Origin of the sequence: Xanthomonas cucurbitae, assembly GCF_002939885.1 — a bacterium.
Taxonomy (GTDB): Bacteria; Pseudomonadota; Gammaproteobacteria; order Xanthomonadales; family Xanthomonadaceae; genus Xanthomonas; species Xanthomonas cucurbitae.
Window position 1 is genome coordinate 177701 of record NZ_MDED01000004.1, and the last position, 14508, is coordinate 192208.

Here is a 14508-nt window from a genome sequence, read left to right on the forward strand (position 1 = left end):
CTGTTGTTTCAGAAAGTATCCGTGGACCCCCAGCTGGGCTGTTCGGGTGCTGCATCTGTGGGTGCATGATGCCGATGCGTGGTGGCAGCACATCCACGACATGGGGCTGGACGAGCAGTTCGGCGTGAGCTTCAGTGCGCCGGAAGACCGGCCTTCTGTGGAGCATCGGGCATCCGCTTTAATGGGGAATAGGGAATAGGGAATAGGGAATTGCAACGGCGCGGCATTGGTGCGTGCTCCTGAAGTTCCGATTCCCCATTCCCCATTCCCCAGCGATTGCGCTGGACCGCTCACTCGCGGCACTCTTATTGCATGCCCGACTCCCTTAGATCCATTCACGTCGTTGCCGGCGTGATGACCGACCCCCGCGGCCGCATCCTGCTGACCCGCCGTACCGAAACCCGCGACATGCCTGGCCTCTGGGAATTCCCGGGTGGCAAGCGCGAGGCCGGCGAAACCTCCGAACAGGCGCTGGTGCGCGAGCTCAACGAAGAACTGGGCATCGAGGCCCAGGTGGGCGAGTGGATCATGGATGTTCCGCAGCTGTATCCGGACAAGCGCCTGCGCCTGGAAGTGCGCCATGTCGTCGCCTGGAAGGGCAGCCCGCGCGGCCGCGAGGGCCAGGCGATGACCTGGGTGACGGCCGACAAACTGGTCCGTTATTCGATGCCGCCGGCCGATGTGCCGGTGGTGGGCGCGCTGCGCCAGCCCGATCGCTATCTGATTACGCCCGAGCCGGACGACGATGCGCACTGGCTGGACGGCCTGGAGCGGGCATTGCAGGCGGGCGTGGCGCGTCTGCAGTTGCGTGCGCGGCACTGCGCGCCAGCGCGTTGGCAGGCGTTGCTGCACAAGGTGATGCGCCTGCGTGGCCGCCACCGTGCGCAGTTGCTGCTCAATCGCGATATCGCGCTGGCCACCGAGCTGGGCATCGGTGTGCACCTGGGCGCCGAGCAACTGGCCGGCCTGCAGGAGCGCCCGCTGCCGGCCGGGCAATGGGTGGCCGCGTCCTGTCATGGGGTGGAAGACCTGCGCCACGCCCAGCGGCTGGGCTGCGATTTCGCCGTGCTGGGACCGGTGCAGGCCACCGCTTCGCATCCGGGTGCCACGCCGCTGGGGTGGGAGGGCTTCGAGCGCTTGCGCGAGCAGGTCTCGCTGCCGATCTACGCGCTCGGCGGCATGGGCATCGACGATCTACGCACGGCGCGTTCGCACGGGGCGCAGGGCATCGCGGCGATTCGGGGCCTGTGGCCGGACTGACGGCGGCGTTCGACGCTGTCGCGTGGCCGGTCTCATCCGGTGCCGTAATGCAGCCAGTACAGAGCCAGGCCAACGCGGTCGGCAGGCGTGCGTCGCACGCGGCCCGCTGCCGCTAGAACGTCACCCAGAAACAGTTGTACTGACGGCGCAGCCGCAACACGCTGCGTGCCGGTGTGCCGCTGGCCAGGTTCTGTTCCAGGCGCAGGCCCCAGGGGCGCGGGCGCGTGGGAGCCGGTCGCGGTGCGTCGATCGTGCTGCCATCCAGCGAGGGCGTTGCCGCCGCGCCGCCGGCATCCCCGGTGGGCGCATCGGTTTGCGGATACATCGGCACGATGTCCAGCAGCGGGCGTTGCACGATGGCCTCCAGCCGGCGCAGTACCTGGTTGGCGGCGGCATCGGATTGGTCGCTCCACAGATACAGGCTGGACAGGCGATTGACGTCGCGGCTGTCCACTGCTGCTTGCAGCAGCGACACCAGCTCGCTCAGCCGACGTGGACAGCCGTCGCGATACGGGGCGGTGTTGCCTTGGCGGGGGAGCGCCGGCGGCGCGCGCGTGGCGGCGCCGACGTCCTCGCAGCGACGGTCGGTGAACAGGGTCTGCCCGTCCGGCGTGACGCAGCGGCGGATTTCCTGCGCCTGCACGCGCACGGTGGGGGACAGGCACAGCAGCAGCGCTAGCAAGGGCAACAGGGGGCGAGGCATCGGCGCAGCGTAGCCGTACGCGCGTGAGCAGGCGAGGAAGACGCCGGACGCAGGCGCTGCGCCGGGCATCACTTTGCTGCTGCGTCTGCCTAGCGTCGGCAGGCGCAGCAACGTTCAGCGCCCGAGCAGTTGCAATACCTGGGTGGTCGGCTTGGCCAGGTTGAGCGTGTAGAAATGCAGCGCCGGCACGCCGCCGGCAATCAGGCGCTCGCACAGGGAGGCCACCACGTCCGCGCCAAAGGCGCGCACGGCATCGGCGTCGTCGCCGTAGGCCTGCATCTTCTTGCCGATCCAGCGTGGAATCTCCGCGCCGCACTGTTCGGAAAAGCGGCGCAGCTGCGAGAAGTTGGAGATCGGCATGATGCCGGGGATGATCGGGATGTCCACGCCCAACCGCTGCACCGCATCGCGGAAATGAAAGTACGCATCGGCATTGAAGAAATACTGGGTGATCGCCGCATCCGCGCCAGCATCGACCTTGGCCTTGAAGTAGCGCAGGTCACTGAGCGCATCGATCGCCTGCGGGTGGGTCTCGGGATAGGCGCCAACCTCGATGCGGAAGGCATCGCCGTGCTCGGCGCGAATGAAGGCGATCAACTCCGAGGCATAACGCAGGTCGCCGGGGTGGCCCATGCCCGAGGGCAGGTCGCCGCGCAACGCGACGATGCGGGTACAGCCAATGGCGCGGTACAGTTTGAGCAGCTCGCCGATCTCCTGGCGGCTGCCGCCGACGCAGGACAGATGCGGTGCCGCTTCGAATCCATGCTTCTGCTTGAGGTGGCGCACGGTTTCGGAGGTGTAGCTGAGCGTGGAACCGCCGGCGCCGAAGGTGCACGACACGTATTCCGGCGCATAGCCCTTCAATTTGGCGGCCGTGCGGTCCAGCTGCGCGCGCTGCTCGTCGGTCTTGGGCGGGTAGAACTCGAAACTCAGGTGCGTCATCGCGGCGGATCCGGCGGGGCGTAGGGGCATAATATCGCTTCATCGCGATGAATGCATATTTGAGTGCGCATGTCCGGATTGCCGCAGTGCCCGTGTGCACGGATCGCAGTCCGGCCTGCTGGGAGCGCTTGCCCCGATGCCCGGCGCACGCGGTAAGCTCTAAGGACCCCACGCCACTTGATCGGAGCGCGACATGCAAGAAGAGGAAATGGACGTAATCGCCGAATCGTTGGGCCGCATCTGGGTCGCGCTGGCGCGTAGCGTCGGCGACCTGGCGCTTGCACTGGCCGAGCAGCCCGGCGTGGACGGCGACAAGTTGTTGAGCGACTTCGCCGCGCGGCTGCCGTCTGGTCAGGACGATGGCACCTCCAAGGTGTTCGAAGCGATTCGCCAGTACATCGATCGGGACACCGCCCCCAGCGAGGAGTAAGCGCCTGCCACGCGCGTCCGCCCCAGGCCGGCGCGCGTGGTGCAGGCGTTGCCTTGCACAGGCCTGCGCCTGGCATCACGTCCGCCTGCCTACACTGGGCGCTTTCTCACGGAATGTGCGCATGCGCCACACCACCATGACCGCCATCGCCATCCGCGACGGCAAGGGCGACGCCGAGGCGTTGTATCCGACCGAGCAACCGCTGCCGCGTCCCGAGGCGGGGCAGGTGCTGATCCGCGTGCATGCTGCCGGTGTCAATCGCCCGGATCTGCTGCAACGCGCTGGCCACTACCCGCCGCCGCCGGGCGCGCCGCAGACGCTGGGCCTGGAAGTAGCTGGCGAGATCGTGGAGCCGGCCGGCCGCTGGAAGGTGGGCGACCGCGTCTGCGCGCTGCTCGGCGGCGGTGGCTACGCGCAGTACGTGGCAGCCGACGCGCGACATGTGCTGCCGATTCCGCCGGGCATGGACCTGGTCCACGCTGCCGGCTTGCCGGAAACCGTCTTTACCGCCTACGCCAACCTGTTCGAACACGGCCGGCTGGCGGCAGGGCAGTGGCTGTTGCTGCATGGCGCCACGTCCGGCATCGGGGTGACGGCGATCCAGATGGCCAAGGCGGCGGGTGCACATGTGCTGGCCACCGCCCGCTCGGCCGGCAAGGCCGCGCAGGCGCGTGAGCTGGGTGCCGACGTGGCGATCGATTCCACCGCCGCCTCGTTCGTGGACGTGGCCAGGGCACATGGCGGCGTGGACGTGGCGCTGGACATGGTGGGCGCGGCGGTCTTCGCCGACACCCTGGACGCGCTCAACCCGGGCGGGCGTATCGTATACATCGCCTCGCAGGCCGGCGCGAATATCCAGGTGCCGATCCCGCAGCTGATGCGCAAGCAGGTCGTGCTCACCGGCTCCACCCTGCGTCCGCGCAATGCCGACGAGAAGGCGCGGCTGGCCGCAGAGGTGGAACGGGTGGTGTGGCCCTGGATCGCGCAGGGCAAGCTCCGCGTGCTGCTGGACAAGCGCTTCGCGCTGGCCGACGCCGCCGCCGCGCATCGGTATCTGGAGCAGGGCAGTCACCTGGGTAAGGTGGTGCTGGAGATGTGAGTGCTGCCGCTGCCGGTATGCAGAGCGTTGCGTCGCGGCACGCCGTTTTGCAGCGGGCTGCGCCTGCCGCTTGCCGCCGGCAGATGCCTACGCGGTGGCCTGCACCACCGCTTCGATGGGATGCCCCTCCGGGTCGATGACAAACGTGGCGTCGTCATCATCGCCGTCGTCGGGGCGCAGGCCCGGCGCGCCGTTGCGATGGCCGCTGTGCCGTGGTCACCATCGCAGCGGCGCGGCGTGTGGCGTGCGATCCGGCTGTGTGCAGCTATAGCAAAACAAGCGGGAGCGATATCTCGCAGCGGCCGGGGTGCGACCGTACACTGCGCCTTCGCATGCAGCGCGCTGGCGATGCCGGCGCTGTGCTGATGCCGTGCATTGCAGCGGGCGGTGCCGGCATTCGTGCGACCCCCTCCTTATCAGCACGAAGGTTTCGATGAAGCATCCAGACGCATTGCGCATTGCCCTTGTCGGTATCGGCAAGATCGCCCGCGACCAACATGTGCCGACCATCGCTGCACGTCCGGACGTGGACTTGGTCGCCACGGTGAGCCGGCACGGCACGCTGGAGGGCGTGCCGGCGTATCACACCCTGCAAGAGGCCTTCGCCGCGCAACCTGAGATCGAGGCAGTGGCCTTGTGCACGCCGCCGGTGGGGCGGCATGCGCTGGCGGCCACCGCATTGGCTGCCGGCCGCCATGTGTTCCTGGAAAAGCCCCCGGCCGCCACGCTTGCCGAGATCGAGGACCTGCGCAACGTGGCGCAACGGGCGCAACGCAGCCTGTTCACCAGCTGGCATTCGCGCTGCGCGGCCGGTGTGGCACCTGCGCGTGCGTGGTTGGCCGACAAGCAGATCCTGCGCGCGCACATTACCTGGAAGGAAGACATCCGCCATTGGCATCCAGGGCAGGACTGGATTCTGCAACCGGGCGGCATGGGGGTGTTCGATCCCGGCATCAACGCGCTGTCCATCGCCACCCATGTGTTGCCGCGCGCCTTCGCTCTGCGCGAGGCCGAGCTGCACACGCCCGAGAACCGCCAGGCGCCGCTGTATGCCCGGCTGGCCTTCGTCGATACCGCCGGCGTGCCGGTGACGGCTGAATTCGACTTCCTGCAGACCGGCCACCAGCGCTGGGATATCGAGGTGGACACCACCCAGGGCCAGTTGCTGCTCGGCGAGGGTGGCGCAACCTTGCACATCGACGGCCAGGCGCAGCGTCTGCCTGCGTCCAGCGAATACGACGGCCTGTATCGGCGGTTCGTGGAGCTGGTGCGGGCCGGCGAGTCAGAAGTGGAGATCGCGCCGTTCGTGCATGTCGCCGACGCGTTCCTGCTGGGCGCACGCAAGACCAGCGCGCCGTTTGTCTGGTAAGCGCCGTGTGTGTGCCGGCGCTCGACCTGACCGGGGGCGGCGCCTGCGCCTGCGCCGCACCGGCTGTTCACCTGCCGTGGCGTGCCTTCAGCGACGCCACATGCGTGCGCCACGCGCCGGCAGGGTGAAGGTGTAGGAGCTGCTGGAGATACGCACGACATTCCCGGAGCCCAGTGCATCGGTGTAATCGGCATTCCAGTACAACACGCTATTGTTCATGCCCACCGTGGTGGTGACCGGGTTGCCGCACTTGTTGATGCCGACGATGCCCAGGCTGCCGCGGCGGAACAGGATGTGGCAGGAACTGGACGAGAGCACCTGCATGTCGGTGCCCTGCACGCCGTTGTGGAAGCCGATCATGCGACGCAGATCGTCGCGTTGGTAGGCATTGACCCAGCGGTTGTCGCCGCTTTCGTTGTTGTCGGTGTAGATCATCGGCATGCCGCCGTTGCGTCCGATCAAATACGCATAGGCCAGCGTTTCATCGACCGGGTCGAGAATGGCGTAGCGGAAGCCGGCGTTGTTGGGAATGTCGTGGGTGACGGCGAAGGTCACCGCGCGGTTACCCGGCAATGCCTGCCCGGAAGCGGCCGGGTCCACCAGCTGCTGCAGGCTGGCACCGATGGCGAATGCATTGCGCACGGCGTTGAACAGCGGAAAGTCGTAGGCCGCATGCGGGGTGGATTGCAGGTATGGCGCCAGGAACTGGTCGTAATCGCCATTGCCGGTACCGCCGCCGGTGATGACTTCGCCAAACACGTACACGCCGGAGCGGATGCTGGCATCGAACACGCGGTTGAGGTGGTCGAAGCTCATGTGCTTGGCCGCGTCCACGCGGAAGCCGGTCACGCCCAGGCCCTTGAGCGCCTGCAGGTACGCGCGCTGTTGTTGCACCACCCAATCGTTGCCGACCAGATCGGGCAGGCCCGGGTCGCTGCCACCGCCACAGATGCGGTAATTGCGCACCTGGAAGGCGTCGTTGTAGTTGGTGATGCACTGGCCCGGGCCGAAATCGCTGGCGCCGAGGACGTTGGATTGCAAGGTGCCGAACAGGCGCAGCGAGTCGTACCTGCCCGGGTTGGCGGCGTACTGTGCCAGCACGGCGCTGCCGGGATAGTTGAGGTCCGAGCGCATGGCCGCTTCGTTGGCCATGTGGTTGAACACGATGTCGGCGTAGGTTTCCACGCCGTTGTTGGCCAGTGCCTGCACCATGCGCTTGAATGCAATGGTGTCGCCGAGCGGATTGTCGATCAGGCGGATGTCCTGCGGCTGGTAGCGCGCCCACCAGGCACTGCCTTCGGAACGGTACGCCGGCGCAACCAGCACCTTGCGATACCCGGCATCGGCGATCTGCTTGGCGCGTGCTTCTACAGTGGCATACGGCCAGTTGAACGCGTGCAGGATGACATCGGCCTGCACGTTGGCCGTCATCAGCAGCAATGCCAGCGCCGTGAGCAAGGCACGGGCGCCGCGCTGCAGGGCCGAGGGGGGAGTGTGTGCAAGTGTGGTGCGCATCGGGTGGTTCTCCAGTGGTAGGCGTCAGGCTGACGTGTGCATCACGCTGCCCGCAGCAAGGCCTCCGGCCCCTGTTCCGGAAAGCGCGCGCACGGCGTGCAGCGCGCGGTGATGCTAAGCGCCCATCGCGGCGCAGCATCGGTGTTGTGCATACGTATTCACTGCGGTACTGCACCGAATTGCGTGCGCTGTTCGGATGCAACGGGGTGATCGGTCGCAGATGTGTTCAGGCCGATGCCGCTCGCCAACGCGGGGTGCGGGCTGGCGTGCTTCAGCGTCTGGCGCATCGCGCAGCCAGCTGCGCGTGGCCGTCCGATACTGCCACCCACACCCTGTCATGGGCGTCGCAGGCACTGGGCGCGACTTGATCCCCGCATCGTCATGGCGCGTTCCTGCATGCGTGCCGGCGTTTGCAGTGCAGGCGCGGATAGGCCATCCGGCTGGTGCCGTGTGCGACGGGCTTGCATCGGTCCGCTTGCGCGGCGATAGGCGCTGCCGCCTGGCGCGCTAAACTGGCGACCAGTTCATTGCCGATGCTTCCCATGCGTAATCCATTGCAAGAACAACTGCTCAAGGCCGGGCTGGTCAAGAAGGCCCAGGTGGACAAGGTGGCGCGTGAGCAGGTCAAGCAGCGCCATGCGAAGGGCGGGGCGGCCGTGCCGGCCGATACCGACAAGGTGGATGCGGCGCGCTTGCAGGCCGAGCGTGCCGAGCGTGATCGGGCGCTGGCCGAAGAGCGCAATGCGCAGTTGCGCAAGCAGGAAGTGCTGGCCCAGGTGCGGCAGATCGTGGAGACCAGCAAGGTCAAGCGCGAAGGCGAGATCGACTACCGTTTCAACGATGGCAGCGTCATTCGCAGCGTATTGGTCAATGCCACCTTGCGTAGCCAGCTGGCCAGCGGTGCGTTGGTGATCGTGCGGCATGGCGAAGGCTTCGAGCTGATTCCGCGCGCCGCGGCCGAGAAGGTGTATAGCCGCGACGCAGCGACCGTGGTGCTCGATCATGGCCGCGGCACGGCACCGGCCGCCAGCGATGGCGACGACGACTATTACAGCCAGTTCAAGGTGCCGGACGATCTGATCTGGTGAGGCTGCGCGGCGAGCGCTGACGCGGCGTAGCGCTCGATGCATGCAGCGATACGTCGATGGCAGCGTGGCATGCCTTGCATCGCCGTTCGTTCGCCAGCGCAGGCCTGCGGGTAAGAGCCACATGCAGCGGTTACCCTTGACGACCCAGCCGCTGCCCGCACTGCCATGTCCATCGTGCTTACTGCGTTTGCCCGCCCCCGTCTTTTCCCGCGCGGTGGCCGGCGCAATGCCATCCAGGACTGCACCCCCGAGCAGTTCATCCAGCATCTCAACGACACCCCACCGTTGCGCGTGATCGAAGGCTACGCCCCGTTCTGCCAGCTGCATGTGCACCGCAACTGGACCAGCACGCGCTGCCTGACGGTACCGATCACTGCCGACAACCGGCATCTGCTGCGCTCGGGCTATGAGGCGCGCAACACCCAGGAGCTTGCCGTCCTGGTGCGCTGGTTCGAAGGCGTCGAGCCGCCGGTTGCGCAGTACATGGTGCCGATCCTGTACAGCCGCGATCAGCTGGCCAAGGAAGGCGCGCCGATCGATGCAGACTGGGGCGTGGTGGGTTGCCTGTACACCGCCGAGCCCGAGGACATCCCGATGGCGCCGATCACGATGTTGCGCAATGCGCTGGGCGTGGAAGAGGGCGGCTCCGGCGTGCCGCTGGACCGCGAGGCCTACCGGCGCAGCGTGGCGTTCTGGGAGGGCAACGCGAACTGGCGGCCGTGAGCCTGATCGCGCCGCTGCGTTGCATGCGTTCGCGGGTCAGCGAAACCAGTGCGCCTGGATCCCCGGGTATGTATTGCATCGCACCGGGTCGATGCGGCTGGCGCGGGTGTCGGCCTCGGTTTTATGCATCGCGTGCATAGCCTGTCTCGCGCTGTGCGCGGAGTGCCAAGACAAATACGGTGTCCAGCGCCGTTACATACTGGTAGAGGGCGATGTATCCGCGAGCGCCTTGGCCAATGACCAGTTCACGCAAATCGTTGTGCGTCAGGCGCCCGATCAGCGGATTGTTCGTGAGCACATCGGATGCGCTGACGATCTCGCCAAGACGCTCTTGGATGTGCGCCGCCTCGTGCTGTTCCAGGTGGCCGATGATGCGCCGCAGGTCCTCGTTGACAGAGGGTAGGAACTCGACGCGCGCCATGCTATTTCGCGAACTTGCGGGGGACGGGAAGTGGAGTGTCCTTGCCCTGAATGCGTCCCATCAGATAGCGACGCATCTCGTCCCAGGGAATGCTCTCGCCGGTCTCGAGGAATTCGGCCCAACGGCGTTCGGCCTCTGCATGGAAGTCGGCGCGCCGTTCGGCCAATTCGGCCTTCTCCGCAATGGCTTCCAGGATGAAGTTGTGTGAGGTGGTGCCGGCCGCTTCCGCCGCCTTGGCGATGCGGGCCTTGAGCGCGTCCGGCAGGCGGATGGTGGTGGTGCTCATGTGGGGCTCCCGATCAGGATACCCGAATGTAGCACAGCAGTGTCACAGGGGCGCCAGCGTCTCGAACCATGTGCGCATCGCAGTTTTGATGATGCATCTTGGCGATTCAACGCCCGCTCGGTTAGCCTCGCCGCAACACGACCCCCGCCTCTTGGTTCCCTCGGAAATCTACGCGGGGGGTCTTATTGCCTGTTGCCCGTGAGAGCCACCAGTCTTTCCAACGCTGGGCGCCCGCATGGCCGCAGCGGAATCGGTTCTTGCTGGTCATGTGGTCCGGAAAACAGGCTTCGGTCTCCAATACACCGGTTGTCCGCCACTGATCGCACGAAAAAAACGGGCGCCTCGCGGCGCCCGTTCCTGTCTGCATGGCGATGGATTGCCGATGGATCAGTAGCGGTAGTGATCCGGCTTGAACGGGCCGTCCACCGGCACGCCGAGGTAGTCGGCCTGGTCCTTGGTGAGGGTGGTCAGCTTGACGCCGATCTTTTCCAGGTGCAGGCGGGCCACTTCTTCATCCAGGTGCTTGGGCAGGATGTAGACCTTCTTCTCGTAGCTGTCGCGCTTTTCCCACAGGTCAATCTGCGCCAGGGTCTGGTTGGCGAACGAGTTGGACATCACGAAGCTCGGGTGGCCGGTGGCGCAGCCCAGGTTGACCAGGCGGCCGTCGGCCAGCAGGAAGATCGCGTTGCCGTTCGGGAACACGTACTTGTCCACCTGCGGCTTGATGTTGATCTTCTGCACACCCTTGAGCGCATTGAGCGCATCGACCTGGATCTCGTTGTCGAAGTGGCCGATGTTGCAGACGATGGCCTGGTCCTTCATCGCCTGCAGGTGCTCGGCGGTGATGATGTCCTTGTTGCCGGTGGTGGTGACATAGATGTCGCCACGGCCCAGGGTGGATTCGATGGTGTTGACCTCGAAGCCTTCCATCGAGGCCTGCAGGGCGCAGATCGGGTCGATCTCGGTGACCACAACGCGGGCGCCATAGGCACGCAGCGAGGCGGCGCTGCCCTTGCCCACGTCACCGTAGCCGCAGACCACGGCCACCTTGCCGGCCAGCATCACGTCCATCGCGCGCTTGAGGCCATCGGCCAGTGATTCGCGGCAGCCGTAGAGGTTGTCGAACTTGCTCTTGGTGACCGAGTCGTTGACGTTGATGGCCGGGATCAGCAGCTTGCCGGCGTCGGCGATCTGGTACAGGCGGTGCACGCCGGTGGTGGTCTCTTCGGAGACGCCCTTCCAGTCCTTGACCACGCGCGCCCAGTAACCCGGGCGCTCGACCGCCACGCGCTTGAGCAGCGCCTTGATGACGCCTTCTTCGTGCGAGGACGCCGGCTCGTCGACCCAGGTGCTGCCGTTCTCCAGCTCATAGCCCTTGTGGATGAGCAGGGTGACGTCGCCGCCGTCGTCCACCACCAGCTCCGGGCCGGTGAGGGTGCCGTCGGGCAGGGTGAAGGTCAGCGCGTCCAGGGTGCAGTCCCAGTACTCTTCCAGCGTCTCGCCCTTCCAGGCGAACACGGGGGTGCCGGTGGCGGCGATCGCCGCGGCCGCGTGGTCCTGGGTGGAGAAGATGTTGCACGAGGCCCAGCGCACGTTGGCGCCAATGTCCTTGAGCGTTTCGATCAGCACGGCGGTCTGGATGGTCATGTGCAGCGAGCCGGTGATACGCACGTCCTTCAGCGGCTTGGCCTGCGCATGCTTGCGGCGGATCGACATCAGGCCCGGCATCTCGTGCTCGGCGATGTCCAGCTCCTTGCGGCCCCAATCGGCCAGGGAGATATCGGCGATCTTGTAGTCGTCGTTTGCAGCGGTTTTTGCGACAGCGTTCATGCAATGGCTCCGGTAGGCAGGCGAATGTCTGCAGTTCCGGGCGCCGTTGAACGGTGAATGCTGGTCGAGCCTGGCCGTAGCGTCCGCACCTGTGGTGCGGCTGGCGGATCAGTCCGCCCTACCGGTCGCAGCGCCCCTCGACAACAGCGTCGATTATATCGGCAGCACCCCAGTCCGGCATGAATTGGTCCCGACCCCCACCAACGGCAGGGGGAACCGGCAGCGGGTGGCTGCTATGGTTGGCAGTCGATGACCAACGGGAACGGACAATGCGGGCGAAACGGCAGGCGCACGGCTGGCGGCAGCACACGTGGATGGCAGCAACGCTACTGGCGTTGAGCGTGCCGGTGTTGGGCCGGGCGGCAGACGCGCCGGTAGGGTCGGCGTCCACGGCGGCAGACAGCGGTTACCGGCTGCCGTCCGCGGCGCTGCAGGCGGTGGTGGATGCACCACGCGCCCCGTTGCTGCAGCTGTCGCCGCAGCGCGACCTGGCGGCCATGCTGCAGTTGCCGGCGCTGCCGGACATCGCGGAGGTGGCCCAGCCCGAACTCAAGCTGGCCGGCGTGCGTATCCATCCCAAGACCTTCGCCAGCAGCCGTTTCTCTTTCGCCAGCAAGCTGTGGCTGCAATCAATCGGTGACGGGAGCGAGCGGCAGATCGCCGGACTGCCGTCGCCGCTGTCGCTGGCCGATCTGAGCTGGTCACCGGATCAGCGCTATCTCGCGTTCCGCCGCGAGGACGCGAGCAGCGGCGCCAACGAGCTATGGCTGGTGGACGTGACCACCGCGCAGGCGCGGCGGCTGGTGGCTGGCCTGAACACCAGCGTCAACGACGCGCTGCGCTGGTTGCCCGACAGTAGCGGCCTGTTGTTGCAGCAGCAGGTACCCGGGCAGGGGGCGCCGCCGCCGCGTGATGCCATTCCGCAGGGCCCGGCGATCCAGCAGGCCACTGCTGCGGCGGGTGTGCGTTCGCTGCCGACCTATCAGGACCTGCTGCGCAACGAAGCCGATGCGCGCGTGTTCGAGTACTACGCCACCGGCCAACCGATCATCGTGGGCGTGAACGGGCAGGTGCGCCCGATCGCTGCGCCCGGCATCTATCTCGATCTGTCGGTGTCGCCGGATGGCCGCTACATCCTGAGCGAACGCAGCGAGCGGCCGTTCTCGTATCTGGTGCCGGTGGACCACTTCCCGCGCCGCATCGAGGTGCTCGACCTGCAGGGCAAGCGGGTGCGCCAGATCGCGCAGCTGCCGCTGGTGGAAGGCCTGCCCACCGGCAACGATGCGGTGCCCACCGGCGTGCGCGACATCGGCTGGCGGCACGATGCGCCGGACACGCTGGTGTGGGCCGAAGCGCAGGATGGCGGCGACCCGGCGCGCGTGAGCAAGATCCGCGACACGGTGCGCATGCAGGCCGCGCCGTTCACGCGCGCACCGGTGACGCTGGCGCAGCTGGACAGTCGCTTCGACGGTATCCAGTGGGGCCGCGGCGACCTGGCCGTGGTGAGCGAGAGCTGGTGGAAGACGCGCCGCACCAAGCAGTGGCGCATCGCTCCCGATCAGCCGCAGCGCGCGCCCGAGCTGCTCTGGGACCGCTCTTCGCAGGACCGCTACAACGATCCCGGTACGCCGGCGGCCATCATCGACGCACGGGGGCAGTCGGTGTTGCAGACGGGTGCCGATGGCAACAGTCTGTTCTTGCTGGGCAAGGGCGCCTCGCCAGAAGGCGACCGACCGTTCGTGGACCGTTTCGATCTGCGCAGCAAGCAAGCCACGCGGTTATTCCATTCGCAAGCGCCCACCTACGCCGCACCCATTGCCCTGCTGGATGCGCAAGGCACGCAGCTGCTGCTCAGCCGCGAATCGCCGGAAGAACCGGCCAATTATTTCGTGCAGTCACTGGGGGATGGCGCCACCGCCGCGCGTGCGTTGACCCACTTCGCGCACCCGCTGCCGCAGCTGCGTGGAGTGCAGAAGGAACAGATCCGTTACAAGCGTGCCGACGGCGTGGATCTCACCGCCACGCTGTTGCTGCCGCCCGGCTACGACCCCAAGCGCGACGGCCCGCGGCCGTTGCTGATGTGGGCCTACCCGGGTGAATTCAAAAGTGCCGACACCGCCAGCCAGGTCACCGACTCGCCGTATCGCTTCAATGCCATCAGCTACTGGGGTCCGCAGGCCTTCCTGGCGATCGGCTATGTGGTGCTCAATAACCCGACCATGCCGATCGTCGGCGAAGGCGATGCCGAGCCCAACGACACCTACGTGCCGCAGCTGGTTGCCGACGCGCAGGCGGCGGTGGATGAGGTGGTGCGGCGCGGTGTCACCGACCGGCAGCACATTGCCATCGGCGGCCATTCCTATGGCGCGTTCATGACCGCCAACCTGCTGGCGCACACGCGGCTGTTCAAGGCCGGTATCGCGCGCAGCGGCGCCTACAACCGCACGCTCACGCCGTTCGGTTTCCAGGCCGAAGAGCGCAACTACTGGCAGGCGCAACCGGTGTACCAGGCCATGTCGCCGTTCAATTACGCCGACAAGATCAAGGACCCGCTGCTACTGATCCACGGCCAGGACGACAACAACACGGGCACCTTCCCGATCCAGAGCGAACGCCTGTTCGCCGCGATCAAGGGCCTGGGCGGCACCGCGCGCTTGGTACTGCTGCCCAATGAAGCGCATGCCTACCGCGCCCGGCAATCGATCCTGCAGATGCTGGCCGAAAGCGAACAGTGGTTGAAGAGCCATGTTGGCGATCCTTCTGCACAGGCTGCAGCGCCATCCAGGCGATGATCGAAGGGCGTGCGACAGCACGTCGGATCAACGCATCGTACGTAGGAGCG

Annotated in this window: 13 protein-coding genes, 1 pseudogene and 1 riboswitch; of the genes and pseudogenes, 8 read left to right on the forward strand and 6 right to left on the reverse strand. The window is 66.6% G+C overall.

What is annotated here, in order from left to right; all coding sequences use genetic code 11:
* Positions 1-46: 46 nt before the first annotated feature.
* A pseudogene (locus tag XcuCFBP2542_RS19945) lies at positions 47-154 on the forward strand (VOC family protein); the annotation flags it as partial.
* Between the two features lie 158 nt (positions 155-312).
* Complete coding sequence (locus XcuCFBP2542_RS04175) at positions 313-1260, forward strand: Nudix family hydrolase (RefSeq protein WP_104602353.1); 948 nt, start codon at positions 313-315, stop codon at positions 1258-1260.
* A gap of 112 nt (positions 1261-1372) precedes the next feature.
* Here the strand turns inward: XcuCFBP2542_RS04175 and XcuCFBP2542_RS04180 are convergent, their stop codons facing one another.
* Together XcuCFBP2542_RS04180 and metF are read right to left on the reverse strand one after the other, a co-directional pair.
* On the reverse strand, positions 1373-2032 hold the full coding sequence (locus tag XcuCFBP2542_RS04180) for a hypothetical protein (RefSeq protein WP_104602354.1): 660 nt from the start codon (positions 2030-2032) through the stop codon (positions 1373-1375).
* A 45-nt stretch (positions 2033-2077) separates the two neighbouring features.
* Positions 2078-2905: a methylenetetrahydrofolate reductase [NAD(P)H] gene (gene metF, locus XcuCFBP2542_RS04185; RefSeq protein WP_104602355.1), complete on the reverse strand. Its 828-nt coding sequence runs from the start codon at positions 2903-2905 to the stop codon at positions 2078-2080.
* Between the two features lie 193 nt (positions 2906-3098).
* Here metF and XcuCFBP2542_RS04190 point away from each other — a divergent pair, with 193 nt between their 5' ends.
* The 3 genes from XcuCFBP2542_RS04190 (at position 3099) to XcuCFBP2542_RS04200 (ending at position 5803) form a co-directional block, all read left to right on the forward strand.
* Positions 3099-3335, forward strand: coding sequence for a hypothetical protein (locus XcuCFBP2542_RS04190; protein ID WP_104602356.1), 237 nt, complete (start codon positions 3099-3101; stop codon positions 3333-3335).
* A 121-nt stretch (positions 3336-3456) separates the two neighbouring features.
* Complete coding sequence (locus XcuCFBP2542_RS04195) at positions 3457-4434, forward strand: NAD(P)H-quinone oxidoreductase (protein ID WP_104602357.1); 978 nt, start codon at positions 3457-3459, stop codon at positions 4432-4434.
* A gap of 433 nt (positions 4435-4867) precedes the next feature.
* Entirely contained in the window at positions 4868-5803 is a 936-nt protein-coding gene (locus XcuCFBP2542_RS04200; RefSeq protein WP_104602358.1) for a Gfo/Idh/MocA family protein, read from the forward strand.
* Between the two features lie 87 nt (positions 5804-5890).
* Here the strand turns inward: XcuCFBP2542_RS04200 and XcuCFBP2542_RS04205 are convergent, their stop codons facing one another.
* Positions 5891-7261 carry an alpha-amylase family protein gene (locus XcuCFBP2542_RS04205; RefSeq protein WP_211292976.1) on the reverse strand — a complete coding sequence of 457 codons (1371 nt, stop codon included), beginning with the start codon at positions 7259-7261 and terminating at the stop codon, positions 5891-5893.
* A 599-nt stretch (positions 7262-7860) separates the two neighbouring features.
* Between XcuCFBP2542_RS04205 and XcuCFBP2542_RS04210 the strand changes: the two genes are divergently transcribed.
* Entirely contained in the window at positions 7861-8406 is a 546-nt protein-coding gene (locus tag XcuCFBP2542_RS04210) for a DUF2058 domain-containing protein (protein ID WP_104602360.1), read from the forward strand.
* Positions 8407-8571: 165 nt separating this feature from the next.
* Positions 8572-9129 (forward strand): DUF3228 family protein, encoded by a 558-nt coding sequence (locus tag XcuCFBP2542_RS04215; RefSeq protein WP_104602361.1) that lies wholly within the window; start codon positions 8572-8574, stop codon positions 9127-9129.
* 121 nt (positions 9130-9250) lie between these two features.
* On the opposite strand, the gene XcuCFBP2542_RS04220 is transcribed toward XcuCFBP2542_RS04215, so the two are convergent.
* The 3 genes from XcuCFBP2542_RS04220 to ahcY all read right to left on the reverse strand — a co-directional run bounded on the left by XcuCFBP2542_RS04220 (position 9251) and on the right by ahcY (position 11666).
* The gene (locus tag XcuCFBP2542_RS04220) at positions 9251-9550 is read right to left on the reverse strand and encodes a type II toxin-antitoxin system RelE/ParE family toxin (RefSeq protein ID WP_104602362.1); all 300 of its coding nucleotides are present in this window, start codon (positions 9548-9550) and stop codon (positions 9251-9253) included.
* A gap of 1 nt (position 9551) precedes the next feature.
* Positions 9552-9836, reverse strand: coding sequence for a CopG family ribbon-helix-helix protein (locus XcuCFBP2542_RS04225; RefSeq protein ID WP_104602363.1), 285 nt, complete (start codon positions 9834-9836; stop codon positions 9552-9554).
* A gap of 387 nt (positions 9837-10223) precedes the next feature.
* Positions 10224-11666 carry an adenosylhomocysteinase gene (gene ahcY / locus XcuCFBP2542_RS04230; protein ID WP_104602364.1) on the reverse strand — a complete coding sequence of 481 codons (1443 nt, stop codon included), beginning with the start codon at positions 11664-11666 and terminating at the stop codon, positions 10224-10226.
* A 31-nt stretch (positions 11667-11697) separates the two neighbouring features.
* Positions 11698-11811, reverse strand: a riboswitch (S-adenosyl-L-homocysteine riboswitch).
* A 124-nt stretch (positions 11812-11935) separates the two neighbouring features.
* Between ahcY and XcuCFBP2542_RS04235 the strand changes: the two genes are divergently transcribed.
* On the forward strand, positions 11936-14458 hold the full coding sequence (locus XcuCFBP2542_RS04235; protein ID WP_104602365.1) for a prolyl oligopeptidase family serine peptidase: 2523 nt from the start codon (positions 11936-11938) through the stop codon (positions 14456-14458).
* Positions 14459-14508 lie beyond the last annotated feature (50 nt).

What these genes read in the sequence shown, in the direction of transcription:
- XcuCFBP2542_RS04235 (WP_104602365.1), top strand. Translation starts at nt 11,936, where the DNA reads ATGCGGGCGAAACGGCAGGCGCACGGCTGGCGGCAGCACACGTGGATG.
- XcuCFBP2542_RS04200 (WP_104602358.1), top strand. Translation starts at nt 4,868, where the DNA reads ATGAAGCATCCAGACGCATTGCGCATTGCCCTTGTCGGTATCGGCAAG.
- ahcY (WP_104602364.1), bottom strand. Translation starts at nt 11,666, where the DNA reads ATGAACGCTGTCGCAAAAACCGCTGCAAACGACGACTACAAGATCGCC.
- XcuCFBP2542_RS04175 (WP_104602353.1), top strand. Translation starts at nt 313, where the DNA reads ATGCCCGACTCCCTTAGATCCATTCACGTCGTTGCCGGCGTGATGACC.
- XcuCFBP2542_RS04195 (WP_104602357.1), top strand. Translation starts at nt 3,457, where the DNA reads ATGCGCCACACCACCATGACCGCCATCGCCATCCGCGACGGCAAGGGC.
- XcuCFBP2542_RS04225 (WP_104602363.1), bottom strand. Translation starts at nt 9,836, where the DNA reads ATGAGCACCACCACCATCCGCCTGCCGGACGCGCTCAAGGCCCGCATC.
- XcuCFBP2542_RS04210 (WP_104602360.1), top strand. Translation starts at nt 7,861, where the DNA reads ATGCGTAATCCATTGCAAGAACAACTGCTCAAGGCCGGGCTGGTCAAG.
- metF (WP_104602355.1), bottom strand. Translation starts at nt 2,905, where the DNA reads ATGACGCACCTGAGTTTCGAGTTCTACCCGCCCAAGACCGACGAGCAG.
- XcuCFBP2542_RS04215 (WP_104602361.1), top strand. Translation starts at nt 8,572, where the DNA reads ATGTCCATCGTGCTTACTGCGTTTGCCCGCCCCCGTCTTTTCCCGCGC.
- XcuCFBP2542_RS04180 (WP_104602354.1), bottom strand. Translation starts at nt 2,032, where the DNA reads ATGCCCGGCGCAGCGCCTGCGTCCGGCGTCTTCCTCGCCTGCTCACGC.
- XcuCFBP2542_RS04190 (WP_104602356.1), top strand. Translation starts at nt 3,099, where the DNA reads ATGCAAGAAGAGGAAATGGACGTAATCGCCGAATCGTTGGGCCGCATC.
- XcuCFBP2542_RS04220 (WP_104602362.1), bottom strand. Translation starts at nt 9,550, where the DNA reads ATGGCGCGCGTCGAGTTCCTACCCTCTGTCAACGAGGACCTGCGGCGC.